The 19,924-nt window shown below is 67.0% G+C and carries 21 protein-coding genes and 1 tRNA gene; 12 read left to right on the top strand and 10 right to left on the bottom strand.

The annotated features are described in order from the left end of the window. Positions 1 to 16: 16 nt before the first annotated feature. Entirely contained in the window at positions 17 to 466 is a 450-nt protein-coding gene (locus K0S66_RS08270; RefSeq protein WP_366520797.1) for a hypothetical protein, read from the bottom strand. After that, positions 463 to 1,104 carry a histidine phosphatase family protein gene (locus K0S66_RS08265; protein WP_301074860.1) on the bottom strand — a complete coding sequence of 214 codons (642 nt, stop codon included), beginning with the start codon at positions 1,102 to 1,104 and terminating at the stop codon, positions 463 to 465. The genes K0S66_RS08270 and K0S66_RS08265 overlap by 4 nt, the downstream gene beginning before the upstream one ends. A gap of 284 nt (positions 1,105 to 1,388) precedes the next feature. Between K0S66_RS08265 and K0S66_RS08260 the strand changes: the two genes are divergently transcribed. Together K0S66_RS08260 and dnaN are read left to right on the top strand one after the other, a co-directional pair. After that, positions 1,389 to 2,042 (top strand): outer membrane beta-barrel protein, encoded by a 654-nt coding sequence (locus tag K0S66_RS08260; protein WP_301074941.1) that lies wholly within the window; start codon positions 1,389 to 1,391, stop codon positions 2,040 to 2,042. A 155-nt stretch (positions 2,043 to 2,197) separates the two neighbouring features. After that, entirely contained in the window at positions 2,198 to 3,316 is a 1,119-nt protein-coding gene (gene dnaN / locus K0S66_RS08255) for a DNA polymerase III subunit beta (protein ID WP_301074940.1), read from the top strand. A gap of 111 nt (positions 3,317 to 3,427) precedes the next feature. Here dnaN and recN read toward each other — a convergent pair whose 3' ends face one another. Beyond that, positions 3,428 to 5,083, bottom strand: coding sequence for a DNA repair protein RecN (gene recN, locus K0S66_RS08250; protein WP_301074859.1), 1,656 nt, complete (start codon positions 5,081 to 5,083; stop codon positions 3,428 to 3,430). 49 nt (positions 5,084 to 5,132) lie between these two features. Next, positions 5,133 to 6,179, bottom strand: coding sequence for an outer membrane protein assembly factor BamD (locus tag K0S66_RS08245; RefSeq protein WP_301074858.1), 1,047 nt, complete (start codon positions 6,177 to 6,179; stop codon positions 5,133 to 5,135). Positions 6,180 to 6,310: 131 nt separating this feature from the next. On the opposite strand from K0S66_RS08245, the gene K0S66_RS08240 reads away from it, so the two are divergent. The 5 genes from K0S66_RS08240 to K0S66_RS08220 all read left to right on the top strand — a co-directional run bounded on the left by K0S66_RS08240 (position 6,311) and on the right by K0S66_RS08220 (position 10,781). Then, a complete protein-coding gene (locus K0S66_RS08240; RefSeq protein WP_301074857.1) occupies positions 6,311 to 7,135 on the top strand; it encodes a class I mannose-6-phosphate isomerase in 825 nt (274 codons plus the stop codon). A gap of 74 nt (positions 7,136 to 7,209) precedes the next feature. Then, positions 7,210 to 7,968 carry a sulfite exporter TauE/SafE family protein gene (locus K0S66_RS08235; RefSeq protein ID WP_301074856.1) on the top strand — a complete coding sequence of 253 codons (759 nt, stop codon included), beginning with the start codon at positions 7,210 to 7,212 and terminating at the stop codon, positions 7,966 to 7,968. Positions 7,969 to 8,049: 81 nt separating this feature from the next. After that, the gene (locus tag K0S66_RS08230; protein ID WP_301074855.1) at positions 8,050 to 8,748 is read left to right on the top strand and encodes a cytochrome b/b6 domain-containing protein; all 699 of its coding nucleotides are present in this window, start codon (positions 8,050 to 8,052) and stop codon (positions 8,746 to 8,748) included. Then, positions 8,745 to 9,500, top strand: coding sequence for a molybdopterin-dependent oxidoreductase (locus K0S66_RS08225; RefSeq protein WP_301074854.1), 756 nt, complete (start codon positions 8,745 to 8,747; stop codon positions 9,498 to 9,500). Before K0S66_RS08230 ends, K0S66_RS08225 begins: the two co-directional genes overlap by 4 nt. Before the next feature lie 51 nt (positions 9,501 to 9,551). Then, complete coding sequence (locus tag K0S66_RS08220; protein WP_301074853.1) at positions 9,552 to 10,781, top strand: cyclopropane-fatty-acyl-phospholipid synthase family protein; 1,230 nt, start codon at positions 9,552 to 9,554, stop codon at positions 10,779 to 10,781. A 58-nt stretch (positions 10,782 to 10,839) separates the two neighbouring features. On the opposite strand, the gene K0S66_RS08215 is transcribed toward K0S66_RS08220, so the two are convergent. Next, positions 10,840 to 11,613 (bottom strand): SDR family NAD(P)-dependent oxidoreductase, encoded by a 774-nt coding sequence (locus K0S66_RS08215; RefSeq protein ID WP_301074852.1) that lies wholly within the window; start codon positions 11,611 to 11,613, stop codon positions 10,840 to 10,842. Continuing rightward, complete coding sequence (locus tag K0S66_RS08210) at positions 11,610 to 12,434, bottom strand: enoyl-CoA hydratase/isomerase family protein (RefSeq protein ID WP_046411531.1); 825 nt, start codon at positions 12,432 to 12,434, stop codon at positions 11,610 to 11,612. Before K0S66_RS08210 ends, K0S66_RS08215 begins: the two co-directional genes overlap by 4 nt. A 104-nt stretch (positions 12,435 to 12,538) precedes the next feature. Between K0S66_RS08210 and K0S66_RS08205 the strand changes: the two genes are divergently transcribed. The 3 genes from K0S66_RS08205 to K0S66_RS08195 all read left to right on the top strand — a co-directional run bounded on the left by K0S66_RS08205 (position 12,539) and on the right by K0S66_RS08195 (position 15,730). Continuing rightward, on the top strand, positions 12,539 to 13,327 hold the full coding sequence (locus K0S66_RS08205; protein WP_301074851.1) for an SDR family NAD(P)-dependent oxidoreductase: 789 nt from the start codon (positions 12,539 to 12,541) through the stop codon (positions 13,325 to 13,327). A 73-nt stretch (positions 13,328 to 13,400) separates the two neighbouring features. Continuing rightward, the gene (locus K0S66_RS08200; protein WP_301074850.1) at positions 13,401 to 14,510 is read left to right on the top strand and encodes an acyl-CoA dehydrogenase family protein; all 1,110 of its coding nucleotides are present in this window, start codon (positions 13,401 to 13,403) and stop codon (positions 14,508 to 14,510) included. 20 nt (positions 14,511 to 14,530) lie between these two features. Next, positions 14,531 to 15,730, top strand: coding sequence for an acyl-CoA dehydrogenase family protein (locus tag K0S66_RS08195; protein WP_301074849.1), 1,200 nt, complete (start codon positions 14,531 to 14,533; stop codon positions 15,728 to 15,730). Between the two features lie 229 nt (positions 15,731 to 15,959). Here the strand turns inward: K0S66_RS08195 and K0S66_RS08190 are convergent, their stop codons facing one another. The 4 genes from K0S66_RS08190 to K0S66_RS08175 form a co-directional block, all read right to left on the bottom strand. Then, complete coding sequence (locus K0S66_RS08190; protein ID WP_301074848.1) at positions 15,960 to 16,145, bottom strand: hypothetical protein; 186 nt, start codon at positions 16,143 to 16,145, stop codon at positions 15,960 to 15,962. Between the two features lie 2 nt (positions 16,146 to 16,147). After that, the gene (gene tgt / locus K0S66_RS08185) at positions 16,148 to 17,284 is read right to left on the bottom strand and encodes a tRNA guanosine(34) transglycosylase Tgt (protein ID WP_301074847.1); all 1,137 of its coding nucleotides are present in this window, start codon (positions 17,282 to 17,284) and stop codon (positions 16,148 to 16,150) included. Then, entirely contained in the window at positions 17,281 to 17,757 is a 477-nt protein-coding gene (locus K0S66_RS08180; RefSeq protein ID WP_301074846.1) for an EF-hand domain-containing protein, read from the bottom strand. Before K0S66_RS08180 ends, tgt begins: the two co-directional genes overlap by 4 nt. 96 nt (positions 17,758 to 17,853) lie before the next feature. Next, positions 17,854 to 17,927, bottom strand: a tRNA-Gln gene (locus K0S66_RS08175). Between the two features lie 237 nt (positions 17,928 to 18,164). Between K0S66_RS08175 and K0S66_RS08170 the strand changes: the two genes are divergently transcribed. Both K0S66_RS08170 and K0S66_RS08165 read left to right on the top strand, forming a co-directional pair. Beyond that, complete coding sequence (locus K0S66_RS08170; protein ID WP_301074939.1) at positions 18,165 to 19,151, top strand: Ppx/GppA phosphatase family protein; 987 nt, start codon at positions 18,165 to 18,167, stop codon at positions 19,149 to 19,151. Further along, the gene (locus tag K0S66_RS08165; protein ID WP_301074845.1) at positions 19,148 to 19,876 is read left to right on the top strand and encodes an RlmE family RNA methyltransferase; all 729 of its coding nucleotides are present in this window, start codon (positions 19,148 to 19,150) and stop codon (positions 19,874 to 19,876) included. The genes K0S66_RS08170 and K0S66_RS08165 overlap by 4 nt, the downstream gene beginning before the upstream one ends. Positions 19,877 to 19,924 lie beyond the last annotated feature (48 nt).

Below are 19,924 nucleotides of genomic sequence, written 5' to 3'. Positions count from 1 at the left end.
GCTGGCTTGGCTGGCCTCAGCCGGCGCACCCCAGCGTCGCGGCATCGATCGCGGTGGCGGCGCCGCCGAGTGCGTAGCTGTCGGCAAAGGGGCGGCCCCTGCGGTTCAGCGTCGAGATGCTCATGCTGCGCGCGCCGCGCATTGCGGCGACGATCGCGCGGTCAGTCGCCGCATCGGGCGACCAGACCGCACGCGCGTTGCCGGTGAGCACGAAACGCCGTTCGCCGATCGCCAGCGTGACAGGCGCGGCAGGATCGCGCTGCCGCGACAGGCGGACATAGAGGGCGGGACGGCGGCTGGCGCCGAAGCGCGCGGCGATGCTGGCAAAGCCGCTGCTGCCCGAGCGGACGGGCGCGCTTATCGCATAGCAGCGAGCCGGGACGCCGGCGCGAAAGGCGCCCCATGCGTCATAGACGCCGATCGCGGTCCGCTCTCCGGCAAGCAGGAGCGCAGCGGCCAGGATCACGCGGGGGCGTAGCCGGTGCCCAGATGGACCACCGTTTCGCGGCCGCCCTCGATCATCGTCACCGTGCCCTGCGGATGGCCTGGCAAGACGGGTGCGCCGCACGGATCGACCGGGGCCCCGGTCATCACGCCACGCATTACCCGGCTGGAAATGCCGTGCATGATGACGAGGCGATCGCCATCGTCATCCGCGGTATCGGCGAGCCAGCCGCCGACCCGCTCGGCAATCGCCTCATAGCGTTCGCCATCCGGCGCGCAGCGCAGCAGGCCGCGTTCATCGACCACCGGGCCGACCTCATCGATCACGTCTGCGTAATAGCGGCCACCCCATGCACCCATGCCGATTTCGATCAGCCGGTCATCGTGGCGCGCATCGTGCCAGTCGAGTTCAAGATGTTCGGTGATGATCGCCAGCGTCTGCAAGGCGCGCCCGGTGGACGATGCCCACATCATCAATTTCGGTTTTGCCCCGAGATGCGCACGAAGCGCCCGGCCCATTTCCTCTGCCTGGGCAAAGCCCGCGCGGGTGAGCGGGGTATGCGGCGCATCCCCCTGAAGCCGCCGTGCGGCGTTGAAGACGGTTTCGCCATGCCGGGCCACGAAGTCACGGCCGCGCCGTGGGGAGGGAAGGGTCGCCATGACGCCTGCTTTTGGGCGGCGGGGAGGCGAAAGCAACGCTTTTTGCGTGGGCGAGGCGCGAATGATGAGCGATGCGGGCGAAGTTTGAGGCGCCAGTTCTGGCGTCGGAAGAGGTCACAAAACGCGTGTTCGCGGTTAGAAACAGAGCTTCGTTGTTCAAGCCCCTGTGGCGCAAAAACAACGGAAATCCTTGTTTATCTGAGGTTCATGCAACGTCCGATGAAAAACACCATTTGAGCGTCACCCGCCGACGTTGTGTGGCGGAAACGCAAATGGAGTTGTTTATGCGTAAGCTCATCCTGGCGACGCTCGCCGCCACCACCGCTGCCGTTGCTGTTCCGGCTGCTGCGCAGGACGCAGGCCCGTTCACCGGTCCGCGTGCCGGCGTGATCCTGGGCTACGACGCGCTGCGCCCAGGCGACACGCAGGATTCGCTGATCCGTGGCGATCAGGGCAGCGATGGTTTCCTGTACGGTGGCGACATCGGTTATGACGTGGCGTTCAACAACCTGGTGGTTGGCGCCGAGGCCGAGATCACCGGTTCGACCGGCAAGGTGACCAACGATCCGCGCAACCCGAACGATTTCGGTTACGGCCGCGTCAAGGCCGGCCGTGATCTGTACATCGGTGGCCGTATCGGCGTGATCGCCGCACCGACCACGCTGATCTACGGTAAGGTGGGCTACACCAACGCTCGCCTCGACCTGACGCGTGACGACACGACGACCGTGACCGGCCGCAACTTCAACCTGGACGGCTTCCGTCTGGGCGCCGGTGTCGAGCAGTCGCTGTCGCCGAACACCTACGCCAAGCTCGAGTACCGTTACTCGAACTACGGCGAAGCGAAGCTGCGTTACCCGAACGGCGCCACCACCGGCACGTTCGGCGTTGACACCGATCGTCACCAGGTGGCGGCCGGCGTCGGCTTCCGCTTCTGATGCGGGCGGGCGCGGCCTCTTGCCGCGCCTGACAGCCGGTGGTTGCGAACAATCCACCGAAAAGAGGGCCGGGGCGCTTGCTCCGGCCCTTTCTGTTTGGCTAGGAAACGGGCGAGTTGCCCCTGGTCGAATCCGGCGGGCCGGGGGATGAAGTGATGAAGGCGACGATCGAACGCGCAACGCTCCTCAAGGGGCTGAGCCATGTCCAGTCCGTGGTGGAACGCCGCAACACGATTCCGATTCTGTCTAACGTGCTGATCGAGGCGACGGCCGAGGGCTCGTTGCGGCTGATGGCGACGGACCTGGACCTCCAGATCAACGAGAGTGTCGCGGCCTCCGTGGAACAGCCCGGCGCGACCACCGTGTCGGCGCACACGCTGTTCGACATCGCGCGCAAGCTGCCCGAAGGGGCGCAGGTGTCGCTGAGTGCGGCCGATGGCCGGATGGCGATCGTGGCCGGTCGGGCGCGCTTCTCGCTCGCCACGCTGCCGCGCGACGATTTCCCGGTGATCGCCGAGGGCGAACTGCCGACCCAGTTCGAGATGCCGGCCGAGGCGCTGAAGCAGATCATCGACAAGACGCGCTTCGCGATTTCGACCGAAGAGACGCGCTATTATCTGAACGGCATCTTCCTGCATGTATCGGAGGATGGCGGTTCGCAGCCGGTGCTGAAGGCCGCAGCGACCGACGGCCACCGACTCGCCCGCGTGACGTTGCCGCGGCCGGAGGGCGCCGAGAGCATGCCGGACGTGATCGTCCCGCGGAAATGCGTGGCCGAGCTGCGCAAGCTGCTGGACGAAGTGGACGGTTCGGTCGGCGTGTCGCTGAGCGGGACCAAGATCCGGTTCGACCTGGGGCAGGCGATCCTTACGTCGAAGCTGATCGACGGCACCTTCCCTGATTACAGCCGCGTCATTCCAACCGGTAACGACAAGATCCTGAAGCTCGACCCGTCGGCGTTCATGGAAGGCGTCGATCGTGTGTCCACCATCGCCACGGAAAAGACCCGCGCGGTGAAGATGGCGCTGGATCGCGACAAGATCACGCTGTCGGTGACCAGCCCGGAAAACGGCACGGCGGCCGAGGAAGTGCCCGGCGAATATGTCGCCGCGCCCTTCGAGATCGGCTTCAATAGCCGCTATCTTATGGACATCCTGGGGCAGATCGACGGCGACGTGGTCGAGGTGCATCTGGCCGATGCGGCAGCCCCGACGCTGATTCGCGAGAATGACAAGGCGCCGGCGCTGTACGTGCTGATGCCGATGCGAGTCTGATCGGCTTCTGAGTATCCTGCCGGGGCGTCGTGCCCCGGCACCTTTCGCTGATTCGCCTTGCTCGTTGTCGCGGTTGGCTGCGCCAGGCCGCGGTCAATCAAGCGCCGTCGATCAGACGCTTTCGATGAGGCGGTCGGCCTGTGCGCGCGCTTCGTCGGTGATCGTGGCGCCCGACAGCATTCGGGCGATTTCCTCGCGCCGTTCCGAATCGTCGAGCAACCGCACGCCGGTGCGCGTGACGATGCCGTCGTTGCTTTTGGCGATCAGCAGATGCGCGGCACCCCGCGCGGCCACCTGGGGCGAGTGCGTGACCACCAACAGCTGCGCCTGACGCGCCAGCCGGTGGAGCCGCTCGCCAATCGCCGAAGCGACCGCGCCTCCGACGCCGCGATCGATTTCGTCGAAGATCATCGTCGCCGCGCCGCCCTCTTCCGCCAGCGCGACCTTCAGCGCGAGGATGAAGCGGGACAGTTCGCCGCCGGAGGCGATCTTGATCAGCGCACCGAACGGCGCGCCTGGGTTCGTGGCGATCTGAAACTCCACCCGGTCGCGGCCGGTGGGCCCCCATTGATCCTCCGGCAGCTCTGCGATGGTGGTGCGGAACCGGGCGGCGTCCAGCTTCAGCGGTGGGAGCTCCGCGGCCACGGCCGAATCGAGTCGGCCTGCCGCGGCGGCGCGTGCGGCCGACAGTCGGGCGGCAGCGGCCTGATAGATGTCGCGCGCGGCCGTGGCACGCTGCTCCAGCGCGGCGATGCCTTCCTCGCCTGCCTCCAGCCGATCGCGTCGTTCGCGCAATTCGTCGGCGAGCGCGGCAAGATCATCGGGCTGGACGCGATGCTTGCGCGCCATGCCGCGCAGTTCGAATAGCCGCGCCTCGTCCTGCTCCAGGTCGCGCGGATCGAACGCCAGCGCGCGGCTGGCCTCGCTCACCTGATCGCCGGCGTTGCCGGTTTCGACCATCGCCCGGTCGAGTGCCGCCAGCGCTTCCGCCAGCGCCTCGTGGTCGGGCGAGATGCGGTCGAGGATACGCGCCGCCTGGCGCATCTTCGCCAAGGCACCGTCCGAACCGTCGAGCGCGTCGACGAGCGCGTTCAGATCATCGGCGATCTTTTCCGACCGCTGCATGGTGCGCCGCCGTTCGGCCAGCGTCTCTTCCTCGCCCGGTTTGGGCCCGAGCGCGTCGAGTTCTGCCACGGCATGGTCGAGCCACTCGCGGTCGCGGGCTGCCGTTTCGATTTCCGCGCGGGCGTCCGACAAGGCCGATTCGGCGGTGCGCCAATCCTGCCATGCGGCGCTGACGCTGGCGGTGTCGAGGCGGGCGAAGATGTCCAGCAAAGCACGGTGGCCGCGCGGGTTGAGCAGGCCGCGATCGTCATGCTGGCCGTGGATTTCGACCAGCCGGCTTCCCAGTTCGCGCAGCAAGGCGGCGGAGGCGGGCTGATTGTTGACGAAGGCGCGGCTGCCGCCATCCGCCTTCACCACCCGGCGGATGATCAGCGGTTCGCCATCCTCCGCCTCCAACCCATTGTCGTCGAGCAGCGCGGCGAGGCCGGCGGGGGGATCGAAGGTGGCCGTGACGCTGGCCTGCGCCGCGCCGTGGCGGACGAGGCCGCTGTCGCCGCGTGCGCCGAGCGCCAGCCCCAGCGCGTCGAGGAGGATCGACTTGCCCGCGCCGGTTTCGCCGGTGAGCACGCCAAGGCCAGGGCCAAAATCGAGGTCCAGCGCCTCGATCAGGACCACATCGCGAATCGAGAGCGCCGTCAGCATGAATGGTCCAACGCCCGAACGCGCGGGCGGTGCATCATCGGTGCTGCGCTCACTGGTCCTGCGGCGGGACGTCCGCGGGAGCGGGGGGCGTGCCGGGCTGTACGCCGGTCGGCGTCGCGGTGGACGGCGCGTTGCCGCCCGGCGTGGCGCCAGCGCCGCCCGTGGTGGTGGCCGGAGTCGGTGCACCGGGCGCCTCGGCACGCGGCGTGGGCGTATCCTCTACCGGGAGCACTTCCACTTCCTTGCGGACGGGAGTCTCGGGCGCCGGAACGGTCGCCTGCGGCACGATCTGCTCGCCGGGAGCCAGCGGGCGGATCGGCGTCGCGGGGTTTTCGCCGAGCAGGTCGTAGGCGCGCTTGTACCACCAGGTCTCGGGGTAGTTGGCGCCGAGCACGGCGGCCGCCCGCTTTGCCTCCTCACGCACGCCGAGCGCCAGATAGGTCTCGGTCAGGCGCATCAGCGCCTCGGGCGTGTGGGTGGTGGTCTGGTAATCGTCGATTACCTTGCGGAACCGGAGCGATGCCGAGAGCCACTGACCGCGGCGTTCGTAGAAGCGCCCGATCTCCATCTCCTTGCCGGCGAGGTGATCGCGGACAAGGTCCAGCTTCAGTCGCGCATCGGCGGCGTAGCGGCTGTTGGGGTAGCGACGCGTCAGCTCGCCGAGCGCGTCCTGCGCCTGGGCGGTGATCTTCTGATCGCGGGTGACGTCGTTGATCTGCTCATAATAGCTGATCGCGATGAGGTAATAAGCGTAGGCCGCGTCGCGGTTACCGGGGTGGACGGACAGGAAGCGCTGGGCGCCCTGGATCGCCTCGGTATAGTTTTTCGCCAGATAATTGCTGAACGCGCCCATCAGCTGCGCGCGGCGGGCCCAGACCGAATAGGGGTGCTGACGCTCCACCTCGTCGAACAGGGCCGCTGCCAGCTTGTACTGGCGCTGGTCCAGCTTTTCGCGAGCCGCGGTGTACAAGGTGCCCACGTCGCGCGCGACGTACGGGAGATCACCGCCGGCGCGATTGCGCGCGCAGCCTGCGATCGGCAGTGCCATCGCCGCGAGGACCAGGGCGATGAGCGGACGGGACGGGAGTTTACGCATCGTAGTGGCCTTTAGCGCAGGGCCGCACGCGCGAACAATGCTGAAACGTCGTGGATGAAACGCATTGAGCGCGACGGCGTTCGACCGGTAGAATTCCGGTGCAATCGTGCCCGATCATTACAGGACATCAAATGACTGCAACCTTGCTGGCCACCAAGCGGGTCGAAAAGCCGTGGGGACGCCATGTTCTGTATCCCGGCTTCCCTGATCCCGCTGCCGATGGCGAGCCGATTGGCGAGGTGTGGTTCCAGTCGCCGCACCCCGAAGAGCCTGAATTGCTGATCAAATATCTTTTCACGAGCGAGAAGCTGTCGGTGCAGGACCACCCGTCGGACGAGGAAGCGCAGAAGCGCGGCCTGCCACGCGGCAAGGACGAATGCTGGGTAATCCTAGACGCCGAGCCCGATTCGACGATCGCGATCGGGCCCAAGCAGCCGATGACTGCCGACGAACTGCGGCAGAGTGCGCTCGACGGATCGATCGAGGACAAGCTGGACTGGAAGCTGGTGAAGGCCGGCGATTTCTATTATTCGCATTCCGGCGTGATTCACGCGATCGGCGCCGGGCTGACCTTGATCGAGGTGCAGCAGAATTCCGACACCACGTATCGCCTGTACGATTACGGGCGGCCGCGCGAGCTGCATCTGGACGATGGCGTCGCGGTCGCCGATCTCGACCCTTATGTCGCGCCGCCGCGGCCGGGCGAGGTGGCACCGGGCCGAACGATCCTGGTCGAAGGGCCCAAGTTCGTGCTGGAACGCTGGGGTGGCGGCAAGCGGTCGATCGACCTGGCGGACGGCCATACCGGATGGCTGGTGCCGATCCGGGGTGAGGGCGTTGTCGGCGGCGTCGCTTGGCACGCCGGCGAGTGCGTGATGGTGACGGGCCCTGAGCTGCTCCACGCGTCGGAGGATGCCGATCTGCTGTTCGCCTATCCGGGCACCGGCAGAATCTGATCCAGGTCGCCGCGCCACCGCGGCGCGGCACGAGAGACCTCGACAAGCAGCGCACGCGCGGCAAAGAGCCGCGCGTGCTTGATCTTGCTGTAATTGCCCTTGTCACCGCCGCCGGATTCCTGGGCGGCGCGATGAACGCGCTCGCCGGGGGAGGATCGTTCGCCACCATGCCGGCGCTGCTCGCGATCGGCCTGCCGGCGAACATCGCCAATTCCACCTCCAACTTCGCGGTGCTGCCGGGCGCGGCGATGAGCAGCTGGTCGTTCCGGCACGAGCGGGTCGCGCTGGGCGGGGTCGACCTGCGGGTGCTGGGCTGGGTGACGTTCGCCGCGGGGCTGGTCGGCAGTACGCTGCTGGTGCTGACCCCGGCGCGGACGTTCGACGTGATCGTGCCCTGGCTGGTGCTGTACGCCTTTGTCGTGCTGGCGGTGGGCAAGCGCGCGTCGGTGTGGCTGGCGCAGCGCGTGACGATCGGGGGACACACCCTGATCGCGGCGCAGGCACTGCTTGGGATCTATGGCGGCTATTTCGGCGGTGGCGTTGGGCTGATGATGACCGCCACCTATGGCCTGCTCGCCGGATTGGACCCACGCGCGATGTTCGCGCCGCGCACGCTGATGCTGGCGGTCGCCAATGCGGCGGCGGCAATCGTGTTCGTCGCCACCGGCATGATCCACTGGCCGTCGGCAGTGCCGATGCTGATCGGGGCATTGGTCGGCGGCTGGGCGGGCGCAGTGATCGGGAAGATGCTGCCAGCCGCGGTGATCCGGTGGTGGACGCTGCTGTTGTCAGGGGCGACGACGATCGTTTTTTTCTGGCGCGCCTACGGCTGATAGGCGGCGTCTGCGCGGCCGCTTTCCGGAAGCATTTGGCCGCGGATGGACGCTGCGGCAAAGCATGTTAGCCTGTGCAGGATGTCCCTCGTCTTCCGCCATCGCATCGCCACCCGATTGTGGCATTGGATCAATGCCGTGGCGATCTTCGTGCTGATCGGGTCGGGGCTGGGCATCTCCAACGCTCATCCGCGGCTGTATTGGGGCCGCTACGGCGCGAACTTCGATGCAGCGTGGCTGGAGCTGCCGCGATTTCCGGCCTGGCTGACGATCCCGGCGAACTACAATCTGGCGCTGTCGCGGCGCTGGCATCTGTTCTTTGCACTGGTGCTGGGGTTCGGATTGCTGGCCTATATGATCGCCAGCCTGCTGAACCGGCATTTCGCCAATGACCTGCGCGTACGCCGCCGTGACTTGGCGCCGAAAAAGCTGGCAGCGGACGTGCGCGAGCATCTGGCGCTGCGATTCCATGATCCCGACGATCCGACCGCGTACAATATCTTCCAGAAGCTGTCGTACGTGGCGGTCGTCTTCATCCTGCTGCCGCTGGTGATCCTGAGCGGCATTGCCCTGTCGCCGATGATGAACGCCGGCTTCCCCTGGCTGCTGGACCTGTTCGGGGGGCGGCAATCGGCGCGGTCGATCCATTTCCTGTGCATGGCCGGGCTGACATTGTTCATCATTGGCCATCTGGCGCTGGTCATCCTGGCCGGGCCGGTGAACGAAATGCGCGCAATGATCACCGGATGGTGGCGCGTGCCAGAGGAGCCGCGGCCATGATCGTTGCGCGTCGCAGCCTGATCGCCGGCGGTGTGGCAGGCGGGGCGGCACTGCTCGCCGGGTGCGATCGGGTGATCGAGCATCCGGCCGCGCGGCGCATCCTGTTCATGGGGGAGGACATGCAGCGCGGCCTTCAGCGTGCGCTGGTCGATCGCGACGCGCTGGCGCCGGAATTCACGCCCGAGCAGCGGTCACCATTCTTCCGGCCGAACGGCACGCGCGATCCGGGCACCCCCGAATACACCGCGTTGCGCGCGGGTGGCTTTGCCGACTGGCGATTGCAGGTCGATGGGCTGGTCGCCCGACCCTTGTCGCTGGCTCTCACCGATCTGGCCGCTTTTCCGCAGCGCGCGCAGATTACGCGGCACGACTGTGTCGAAGGGTGGAGCGCGATCGCGAAATGGCAGGGCCCCAAGCTGGGCGATGTGCTGAAGGCCGCGGGGATGCGCGATGCGGCGCGCTACATCGTCTTCACCTGCGCCGATCAATATGGTGCCGCCCCATATTATGAATCGGTCGATCTGGTGGACGCGTTCCACCCGCAGACGATCCTGGCCTGGGCATTGAACGACCGGTTCCTGCCCGTGATGAACGGCGCGCCATGCCGGCTGCGGGTCGAGCGGCAGCTGGGCTACAAGCACGCCAAATATCTGATGCGGGTGACCGCCGTCGACAGCCTGGCAGGCATCGGAAAGGGGCGCGGCGGCTATTGGGAGGACAATGTCGACTACGACTGGTACGCCGGCATCTGAGCGGTAGGTACGTACTGGAAACGAACGGCCGAGGCGGTTAGCAGGTCGCCCATGGCGCTGATCGATCTATTTCTCTCGCGCGCGGTGAAACGCGGTACCTTGACCCTGCATCGCCCCGACGTCCCGACCAAGACCTTTGGCACGCCGCAAGCCGGCTTCCCCGACGTGGTGCTTCGGTTCACCGACAAGAATGTCGGACGCTCGATCGTGTCCGATCCCGGCCTGGGTGCGGCCGAGGCGTTCATGGACGGCCGGCTGATCATCGAGCAGGGCGACATTCGCGCGCTGGTCGAGCTGCTGACCTCCAACGACCCTTGGGAAGACGGCCGCTCGGCGCTGGCGGCGAGCCCGTTGCGGCGCGCGGTGGCAGCGGCGGCGCACCGGTTCGGACGGATCAACATGGAGCGCGCCTCCAAGCGCAACGTGGCGCATCATTACGACCTGTCCGACCGGCTGTACGACCTCTTCCTCGACGCCGACCGGCAGTACAGCTGCGCCTATTTCACCGACCCGGCGAACAGCCTGGAGCAGGCGCAGGCGGACAAGAAGGCGCATATCGCCGCGAAGCTGGCGCTGAAGCCGGGGATGCGCGTGCTGGATATCGGTTGCGGGTGGGGCGGCATGGCGCTGTACCTCCACCAAAAGACCGGCGCCGAGGTGCTGGGCGTGACGCTGTCGGAAGAACAGCTGAAGGTCGCGCGCCGCCGTGCCGAGGAAGCGGGCGTCGCCGACAAGGTGCGGTTCGAGCTGATCGATTACCGCAAGGTCACGGGCCAGTTCGACCGGATCGTGTCGGTCGGCATGTTCGAGCATGTCGGCGTGAAGCATTATCGCGCTTTTTTCGGGAAATGCCGCGAGCTGCTGACCGAGGACGGCGTGATGCTGATGCACACGATCGGGCGGCTGGGGGGATCGGGCGTCACCGACCAGTTCACGCTGAAGTACATCTTCCCGGGCGGCTACAACCCGGCGCTGAGCGAGATCGTTCGCGGCTATGAGGGGATGCGGCTGTTCCCCACCGACATCGAGGTGCTGCGCGTCCATTATTCCTGGACGCTGGACCATTGGTACGATCGCACGATGGCGGCGAAGGACGAGATCGTCGCGCTGTATGACGAGAAGTTCTTCCGCATGTGGACGTTCTACCTGGCGGGCGCGGCAGCGGCGTTCCGCCATGGCGGCCTGTGCAACTATCAGGTGCAGCTGACGCGCGGGCGCCTGTCGGTGCCGGTCACGCGCGATTATATCTATGAGGAAGAGCGCCGCCTGCGCGCCGAGTGACGGCTATCCCGGCACCGTGACGGCCATGCCGGGCGGGAGCCCGGCATGACGCTGTCGATCAGCCGCCGCCGTGGAGGTTGATCTTCTGCCCGTTGGCATATTCGCCGTCGGCCGAGACGAAGTACGCCACGGCCGCTGCGACGTCCGCCGGGGTTGAGACGCGCCCGAACGGCGAGCCTGCGGCGAGGTCATGAATGTCCGCCACGCCGCGCGTCGCCTTTGCAAGCCGCTCGCCCATGTCGGTGACGGTGAGGCCGGGGGCGACGATGTTGGTGCGGATGTTGTTGGGCCGCTCCTCCTTCGACAGCACCAGCGCCAGCGCCTCTCCGGCGGCCTTGCCCATCGAATAGGGCGCGCCATTGGGGGCGTGGTACAGCGTCGCGACGCTGGAAATCACGATGATGTCGCCGCGGCCCTTTTCCTTGGCGCGTTCGCGCATCGAGGGGAGGACGAGTTTCGACATGTAATGCGGGGCGAAGCAGTGCGTGCGCATGACGCGCTCGAACTCGGCCGGGTCGGTATCGGCGACGCTCTGCCCGCGGCTGGCGATGCCGGCGTTGTTGACGAGGATGTCGATCCCGCCAAAGTCGGCGACGACGGCGTCGACCAGCTTCTCGCAATCCTCGAACCGGTCGACCGAGGCGGCATAGGCCTTGGCGCGGCGGCCGAGGCCCTCGATCTCGCGCACCACTTCCTCGGCGGCCTCTGCGTCGCGGCGATAGTTCACCGCGACGTCGGCGCCGTCACGCGCCAGGCGGAGCGCGATCTCGCGCCCGATGCCGCGGCCCCCGCCGGTTACCAGTGCGACCCGTCCCTCAAGTCCCCCGCTCATGCAGCCTGCTCCTTCTTCTTGGTGTAATCGGGCCGGCGCTTCTCGAAGAACGCCTTGATGCCCTCCCCAAAATCGGGGGAGGTCGCGCACAGGATCTGGTTGCGATCCTCCATCGCCACCGCCGCCTCAAGGCTCGGCGCGTCGATCGACATGCGCAGGCACTCCTTGGTGAGGCGAAGGCCCATCGGCGAGGTGGTGAGCATCTGTTCGATCAGCGGCGCGGCGGCTTCCTCCATCTGATCATCGGGCACGACGCGGCTGACGAGGCCGGTGGCAAGCGCGCGATCGGCGGTGATGAAATTGCCGGTGAGCATGAATTCGGCCGCCACGCTCGCGCCCACGAGGCGGGGGAGGAAGTAGCTGACGCCGATGTCGCAGGCGGAAAGGCCGATGCGGATGAAGGCGGCGTTCATGCGGACCGATTCGCCGGCGATGCGGATGTCCGAGGCCAGCGCCATCGCGAAGCCGCCGCCACAGGCCGGGCCGTGGACCAGGCTGATGATCGGCTGCGGGCAATAGCGCATCTTCATCACGATCTCGGCGATCGATCGCTGGTGCGCGAGGCGATCGATCGTGTCGAATTCGGAGCGGCCGCCCTCCTGCAGATCGAGCCCGGCGCAATAAGCGCGGCCGGCGCCCTTCAGCACGACGACGCGGCAGTCGCGATCCTTGTGGAGCGCGCCGAAATAATGGTTCAGCTCCTCCACATGGCGATCGTTGAGCGCGTTCAGGACGTGCGGGCGGTTCATCGTCACCCAATCGACTTCGCCCCGGCGCTCGACCGAGATCATCTCATATTCCACGATGCCTCTCCCACTCATGCTTGTTGCGATGATGTTGTTGACGGCGCACTCTACATAACTAAAGTTATCCTGCAATCGCGGACGGCCGACGGGGTCGCCGCTCAGGATTAGGGGAGAGGGGCGTGAAGCTCGGACCGGATATTGCTGCCGTCATCACCGGGGGTGCCTCGGGGCTGGGGCTGGCGACCGCCAAGGCGCTGCGCGCGCAGGGCGTGAAGGTCGCGTTGTTCGACAAGAATGCCGAGATCGGCCCCGGTGTCGCCGAGGAGATCGGTGCGGTGTTCTGCGAAGTCGACGTGATGGACCAGGCGTCGGTCGATGCGGGCTTCGCGAAGGCGCGTGCCGCCAACGGACAGGAACGCGCGCTGGTGAATTGCGCCGGCGGTGGCTTCGGCGGGCCGAACAAGACGGTGGCGCGGTCGCGTGAGGACGGATCGATCGTTCCCTATCCGATCGAGAATTTTCAGAAGACGCTGGAATTGAACCTGGTCGGATCGTTCCGGTGCATCGTGGGATCGGTCGCCGGGATGATGACGCTGGACCCGACCGAGGACGGGGATCGCGGCGCGATCGTCAACACCGCCAGCGTGGCGGGCGAGGAAGGGCAGATCGGCCAGGTGGCCTATGCCTCCGCCAAGGCGGGCGTCATCGGCATGACGCTGAACGTCGCGCGCGACATGGCGGCCGAGGGTATCCGCTGCAACACGATCCTGCCGGGCATTTTCGACACGCCGCTGCTGGCGCGTGCGAAGCCGCAGGTGAAGGCGGCACTGTCAGCGATGGTGCCGTTCCCCAAGCGGCTGGGCATGGCGGAAGAATATGCCGCGCTGGCAGTCGAGATGCTGCGCAACGGCTATTTTAACGGTGAGGACGTGCGGCTGGACGGCGCGATCCGGATGCAGCCCAAGTAACAATGACGATGGCAGCTTCCCGTTCGTGCTGGGCATGGCCGAAGCACGAACGGCGCGGGCGGGGAGAGTTTAGATGAATTTCGATTATTCCGACGACCAGAAGATGCTGAAGGACGAGGCGCGCAAGTTCCTCACCGCCAAATGCGACACCAAGGTGGTGCGCGGCGTGCTCGACAATGACGACCGCGCCTATGACGAGGCGCTCTGGAAAGGCGTGGCCGAGCAGGGCTGGCTGGGCGCCGCCATCCCCGAAGAGTTCGGCGGGCTGGGGCTTGGCCATGTCGAGCTGTGCGCGCTGGCCGAGGAACTGGGCCGTGCGTGCGCGCCGATCCCGTTCGCCTCGACCGTCTATTTCGTCGCTGAGGCGCTGATGAAGTTCGGCTCGCAGGAGCAGAAGGCGAAGTGGCTGCCGAAGATCGCGGCGGGCGAGGTGATCGGTGCCTTCGCTACCGCCGAGGGCAAGGGGCCGGTCACGGCGCGGTCGATCAAGACGAGCGTGTCGGGCGGTAAGCTGACCGGCGAGAAGATCCCGGTCACCGACGGCGACGTCGCTGACCTGATCGTCGTGCTGGCCAAGGACGGGCTGTACCTGGTCGAAAAGGGCGAGGGCGTGTCGGCCGAGGTGCTGACCACGCTGGACCCGACGCGGTCGGCGGCGAAGCTGACCTTCTCGGGCGCGCCGGCCGAGCGGCTGGGCCCAGAAAATGGCGGGGAGGACGGCATCACCGCGATGCAGGCGGTGTTCGACCGTGCGGCGGTGCTGCTGGCGTTCGAGCAGATCGGCGGGGCCGACAAGAGCCTGGAGATGGCCAAGGCCTATGCGTTCGAGCGGCAGGCGTTCGGGCGCGCGATCGCCGGCTACCAGGCGATCAAGCACAAGCTGGCCGACATGTATGTGAAGAACGAGATCGCCCGGTCGAACGCCTATTACGGCGCCTGGGCGCTCAACACCGATGCGGGCGAGCTGCCGCTGGCGGCGGCGACCGCACGCGTTGCGGCGAGCGAGGCGTTCTGGTTCGCCTCCAAGGAGAATATCCAGACGCACGGCGGCATCGGCTTCACCTGGGAAGCGGACCCGCAGCTTTATTATCGCCGGTCGCGGCAGCTTTCGCTGGTGGCGGGTGCCCCGGCGACGTGGCGCGAGCGGCTGGTCAGCCAGCTTGAAATGAAGAACGCAGCCTGAGCGCGTGAGAGGATAGCGACATGGACTTCAACGATTCCCCGGAAGAAGCCGACTATCGCGCCAAGGCGCGGGCCTGGCTGGAAAAGAACGTCGCCGAGCACAAGGCGCAGAACCATGCCGACGACATGGCCGCCGGCAAGGCGTGGCAGCGGCGCAAGGCCGAGGCCGGCTATGCCCAGATCACCTGGCCCAAGGAATGGGGCGGGGCCGGCGGCACGCCGATCCAGTCGGTGATCTTCGGCCAGGAAGAGGCCAAGTTCCCCGTCCAGTATGGCTATTTCACGATTGGCCTTGGCATGTGCGTGCCGACCGTGATGGCGTTTGCCGATGGCGAGACGAAGAAGCGCTTCGTCGGCCCCGCGCTGCGTGGTGAGGAGATCTGGTCGCAGCTGTTCTCCGAACCGGCCGGCGGATCCGACGTGGCGGCGATCCGTACCCGCGCGGTGCGCGATGGCGACGATTGGGTGATCAACGGCCAGAAGGTGTGGACCTCCGGCGCGCATTATTCGGACTATGGCATCGTCCTGGTCCGCACCAACCCCGACGTGCCCAAGCACAAGGGCCTGACGATGTTCTGGCTCGACCTGAAATCGCCGGGCGTCGAGATCCGGCCGATCCACCAGATGTCGGGCGGCTCGAACTTCAACGAAGTGTATTTTACCGACGTCCGCATCCCCGATTCGCAGCGTCTCGGCGCGGTGGACGACGGCTGGAAGGTCGCGCTGGTCACGCTGATGAACGAGCGGCTCGCGGTCGGCGGGGCGAGCGGGGCGAGCCCGAAGGAGATCCTGGCGCTGGCCAAGGATCTGGACGCCGCCGACGGCCCGCTGATCAAGGACAGCGCGTTCCGCCAGCGGCTGGCCGACTGGTACGTCCAGTCCGAGGGGCTGAAGAACACCCGCATGCGTACCATGACCGCGCTGAGCCGCGGCCAGACGCCGGGGCCGGAGAGCTCGATCGGAAAGATCATCGCCGCCAACGTGCTGCAGGATCTGGGCAACGCCGCGGTCGAGGCGGAGGATCAGTACGGGATCATCAACGATCCCGCGCTGCTGCCGCTGAAGGGGCTGTTCCAGGGCGCGGTGATGAACGCGCCGGGGCTGCGCATCGCGGGGGGCACCGACGAGATCCTGAAGAACATCATCGCCGAGCGCGTGCTTGGCCTGCCGGGCGAGATCCGGACGGACAAGGATGCCGCGTTCAAGGATCTGGCGGGCTGATCCTGCGGGCGGCGGTCACCCTTGCGTAGCCGAGGATGATCGCCGCTCAGGCTTGTAGGCCGGAGCGCTGATGGCGCGCGGGCGTTGATCAGCGACAGGGCGAGCGTCGCCTGGCTGGCTGTGGGGGCGGAGCTAAGCCTCGGCGTTAGTGCGGGCTGTTGTCAGCGACGGGAGCTGCGGCCGGCCGCCCGTTCTGCCGCTGGGCGCGCCAGCGGCAGGAGCGATCGGGTCAGTCCTTCTTGCGCGTGAACATGACGGCGGCCGCGATCGCGGCGGAGCCGATGCCGACGCCGAGGCCGATCTTGCCCAGATCCCAGCCACGCTTCTGACGCGCAGCCTTGGCGTCCTTGGCGGCGGTTTCATGCTGCTTCGCGGCGGCGGCAGCGGCGAGAATTTCGTTCGGTTCGTCAGACACGCTTACTCTCCTTTGGCGCGCTGGTACCGCGACCGGAACGCATCGGCAAAGGCTTTGAGCCTCTGTTCGGCGATCGCCGAGCGCAGATCAGCCATCAGCGTTTCGTAGAAGAAGATATTGTGCTCGGTCATCAGCATGGCGCCGAGGATCTCGCCCGCGCGCACCAGATGATGGAGATAGGCCCGGCTCCAGGTCGCGCAGGTGGGGCAGCCGCATTCGGGATCGAGCGGGCCCTGATCCTCGTTGAAGCGGGCGTTGCGGATGTTGATCGGGCCCGAGCGGGTGAACGCCTGGCCGGTGCGGCCCGAGCGGGTCGGCAGCACGCAATCGAACATGTCCACGCCGCGCTCCACCGCGCCGACGATGTCGTCGGGCTTGCCGACGCCCATCAGATAGCGCGGGCGATCCGCAGGCAGCTGACCCGGCGCGAAATCGAGGCAGGCGAACATCGCCTCCTGCCCTTCGCCGACCGCCAGCCCCCCGATTGCATAGCCGTCGAAGCCGATGTCGATCAGCGCATCGGCGGAGGTGCGGCGCAGCCCCTCGTCGAGCGCGCCTTGCTGAATGCCGAAGATCGCGTTGTGTGCGGCATGTTCGCCGCCGCTGTCGAACGCATCGCGGCTGCGGCGTGCCCAGCGCATCGAGCGTTCCATCGCCGCGGTCTGCACCTCCCGCGTCGACGTGGTCGGTACCAGTTCGTCGAACGCCATGACGATGTTCGAGCCGAGCAGCCGCTGGATTTCGATCGAGCGTTCCGGGCTGAGCAAGTGGCGGGTGCCGTCGAGGTGCGATTTAAAGGTGATGCCTTCCTCCGACCGCTTGGTCAGATCGGACAGGCTCATCACCTGATAGCCGCCCGAATCGGTGAGGATCGGCTTGTCCCAACCCATGAAGCGGTGCAGCCCGCCAAGCCGCGCGACGCGCTCCGCCCCGGGGCGAAGCATGAGGTGATAGGTGTTGCCCAGGATGATGTCCGCCCCGGCCGCCTCCACGTCGGCGGGCTTCATCGCCTTCACGGTGGCAGCGGTGCCGACCGGCATGAAGGCGGGGGTGCGGATGGTGCCACGCTCCATGGCGATGCTGCCGGTGCGGGCGGCGCCATCGGTGGCGGCAATGGTGAAGGCGAAACGGTCAGTCATCGGCGGGCGCGCTTCTTCTTGCCGTCCGGCGGCAGATCGGGGGTGGAGCGGGTGGCGTTGGCGCGAATGGTCAGCAGTTCGGCGCGGGTGACGACCGTATCGCGATCACGATCGAAGCGGGCGAAATAGCCGGCAAGCGTTGCCTGCAGTTCGTCCAGCGTGATCCGGTTGTCGGCGTTGCGATCGGTTTCGAACGGGCTGGGCAGGGCGTTGCGATCGCCCAAATACCGCTCCGCCCAATCGGCAAAGGCGATATAGCCGAGCTGCCCCGTGCGACCGGTGTCGATCGCCTCGAATGTGCGGCGAACGCCGGCCTCAAGCTCCGCCTTGGTGACGCGGGCGTTGCCATCGGCGTCAAAGGTGGCGATCAACATGCCGACAGGCTCCACCACCATCGTTGCGGGTGGCTGAGGCGGCAGGCCGGGAGTGGGCGTGGCAACCGCTGCCTGGAGCAGCAAGGACAGGATCAGCATGGGCAACCCGCGCGCTATTCAAAAAACAGGGGGCGCCGTGGTGGCTTGCCAGCAGGAACGTCAGCGGCCTTTGGTGCGCCGGCGAAGATAGAAAGGTGGATGCCCGACAAGGATTCGAACCTTGATTGACGGAGTCAGAGTCCGCTCTCTTACCGTTAGAGGATCGGGCATCAGCCGCGTCGCAGCGATGAAGCAGCGACAGGAGGGCGCCTCTAATCCCGCCTATCCGCGAGGTCAAGCACCTGATTGCGCGTGCGGGTTGCGGTGGGGGCCAGCGCACGCTAGCTTCGCCGCCAAGCACCGAGCGGGCCACCCGCGACGGAAGAACAAAAGAAAGACGACGGCACGTGGCGCATCATCACGCCGACCTGCCGTACCGGCGCGACGATCGCCGCGCCCGTTCGGCACTGGAGGGTCACCAATCGGCCCCTTTTCGCCAGCATTTCGCGCGACATTATGCCGCGCTGGATCTCGGCACCAATAACTGCAGGCTGTTGATCGCACGACCGCAGGGCGACGGTTTCGCCGTGGTGGATGCCTTTTCGCGAATCGTCCGGCTGGGAGAGGGGCTGGCGACGAGCGGCCGGCTGTCCGACGCCGCGATCGAACGGACCATCGGCGCGCTGCGGATTTGCGCCGACAAGCTGAAACGGCGCAACGTCACGCTGGCCCGGTCGGTCGCGACCGAGGCGTGCCGACGCGCCACCAACGGACCCGCGTTCATCGAACGCGCTTATGGGGAAACGGGCATTCATCTCGACGTGATATCGGCAGAGGAAGAGGCGCGGCTTGCCGTGCTGGGCTGCCATGTGCTGCTGGAACCGGGCAATGCGCCCGCGCTGGTGTTCGACATAGGCGGGGGTTCGACCGAGTTGGTTCTGATCGACACGTCGACCACGGTGCCGACGGTGATCGACTGGCATTCGGCGCCGTGGGGCGTCGTGTCGCTGACCGAGAGCGCGGGCGGCGGCGATAGCGCGTCGGGACTGGCGAGCGCCTATGAGCGCATGTGCAATCTGGTCCGCGAAAGCTTCGCCCCCTTTGCGGCGCGTCTGCCCAAGGTGGAGGGGCCGCGGCGGTTGTTGGGTACATCGGGCACAGTGACGACGCTGGCGAGCGTTCACCTGGGGCTGGACCGATATGATCGCGCGCAGGTCGACGGGTTGATCGCGCCGGCGGCGTCGATGCGGGCGATCAGCCAGCGGCTGGCGCATCTGCCGATTTCAGAGCGTGCCAAGCTGCCCTGCATCGGCCGCGAGCGCGCCGATCTGGTGGTGGCGGGCTGCGCCATTCTGGAGACGATCCTGGATCTGTGGCCGGCCGAGCGGCTGGGCGTGGCGGATCGCGGCATACGCGAGGGTATCCTGCGCCGTCTGATGGCGTCTGCGGCATGAGGGGCGGGGGCGGACTTCGCACGCGCGTCAAGACGGCACGCGGACGCACGGCGCAGTCGACGCGCTGGCTGGAGCGGCAGCTGAACGATCCGTACGTCAAGCGCGCCAAGGCCGAGGGATTCCGCAGCCGTGCGGCGTACAAGCTGAGCGAGCTGGACGAGCGCTTCGGCTTCCTGCGCGGCGCCAAGCGCGTCGTTGACCTGGGCATGGCGCCGGGCGGCTGGAGCCAGGTGGTACGGCGCAAGGTGCCGAACGCGGCGGTGGTCGGCATCGACCTGCTGCCGGTCGACCCGCTGGACGGCGTGACGATCCTGCAGATGGACTTCATGGCCGATGACGCACCCGAGCGGCTGATCGCCGAACTGGGCGGTGCGCCTGATATTGTGCTGTCCGACATGGCGGCGAACACCGTCGGCCATCCGCAGACCGATGCGTTGCGCACGATGGCGCTGGTCGAGGCGGCGAGCGATTTTGCGATCAGCGTGCTTCAGCCGGGCGGGACGTTCGTCGCCAAGGTCTTCGCGGGGGGTGCCGATTCGACGCTGGTGACGCTGTTGAAGAAGAATTTCGCGACGGTGAAACATGCCAAGCCACCGGCGAGCCGCAAGGGTTCGGTGGAATGGTTCGTCGTGGCGCAGGGCTTCAAGGGGCGGCGCGGGACCGCCGGTAAAGCGGCCGACGGTTCGGCGGACGAGCAGGCAGGCGAGGCGAGCGACGCCGAGTAATCAGCGCCAGGAACGGCTGCGGCCGCACCACCCGGTGAGGTGATGCGG

Origin of the sequence: Sphingomonas sp. (genome assembly GCF_029239295.1) — a bacterium.
In the GTDB taxonomy this organism is placed as follows: Bacteria; Pseudomonadota; Alphaproteobacteria; order Sphingomonadales; family Sphingomonadaceae; genus Sphingomonas.
Note: the sequence above shows the minus strand (reverse complement) of the source record. Positions and strands in the feature narration are given on the sequence as shown.

Coding starts and splice junctions, on each gene's coding strand:
- K0S66_RS08230 (WP_301074855.1), top strand. CDS start 8,050: ATGTCCCTCGTCTTCCGCCATCGCATCGCCACCCGATTGTGGCATTGG.
- recN (WP_301074859.1), bottom strand. CDS start 5,083: ATGCTGACGGCGCTCTCGATTCGCGATGTGGTCCTGATCGAGGCGCTG.
- K0S66_RS08210 (WP_046411531.1), bottom strand. CDS start 12,434: ATGAGTGGGAGAGGCATCGTGGAATATGAGATGATCTCGGTCGAGCGC.
- dnaN (WP_301074940.1), top strand. CDS start 2,198: ATGAAGGCGACGATCGAACGCGCAACGCTCCTCAAGGGGCTGAGCCAT.
- K0S66_RS08180 (WP_301074846.1), bottom strand. CDS start 17,757: ATGCTGATCCTGTCCTTGCTGCTCCAGGCAGCGGTTGCCACGCCCACT.
- K0S66_RS08265 (WP_301074860.1), bottom strand. CDS start 1,104: ATGGCGACCCTTCCCTCCCCACGGCGCGGCCGTGACTTCGTGGCCCGG.
- K0S66_RS08195 (WP_301074849.1), top strand. CDS start 14,531: ATGGACTTCAACGATTCCCCGGAAGAAGCCGACTATCGCGCCAAGGCG.
- K0S66_RS08240 (WP_301074857.1), top strand. CDS start 6,311: ATGACTGCAACCTTGCTGGCCACCAAGCGGGTCGAAAAGCCGTGGGGA.
- K0S66_RS08245 (WP_301074858.1), bottom strand. CDS start 6,179: ATGCGTAAACTCCCGTCCCGTCCGCTCATCGCCCTGGTCCTCGCGGCG.
- K0S66_RS08200 (WP_301074850.1), top strand. CDS start 13,401: ATGAATTTCGATTATTCCGACGACCAGAAGATGCTGAAGGACGAGGCG.
- K0S66_RS08260 (WP_301074941.1), top strand. CDS start 1,389: ATGCGTAAGCTCATCCTGGCGACGCTCGCCGCCACCACCGCTGCCGTT.
- tgt (WP_301074847.1), bottom strand. CDS start 17,284: ATGACTGACCGTTTCGCCTTCACCATTGCCGCCACCGATGGCGCCGCC.
- K0S66_RS08215 (WP_301074852.1), bottom strand. CDS start 11,613: ATGAGCGGGGGACTTGAGGGACGGGTCGCACTGGTAACCGGCGGGGGC.
- K0S66_RS08220 (WP_301074853.1), top strand. CDS start 9,552: ATGGCGCTGATCGATCTATTTCTCTCGCGCGCGGTGAAACGCGGTACC.
- K0S66_RS08165 (WP_301074845.1), top strand. CDS start 19,148: ATGAGGGGCGGGGGCGGACTTCGCACGCGCGTCAAGACGGCACGCGGA.
- K0S66_RS08225 (WP_301074854.1), top strand. CDS start 8,745: ATGATCGTTGCGCGTCGCAGCCTGATCGCCGGCGGTGTGGCAGGCGGG.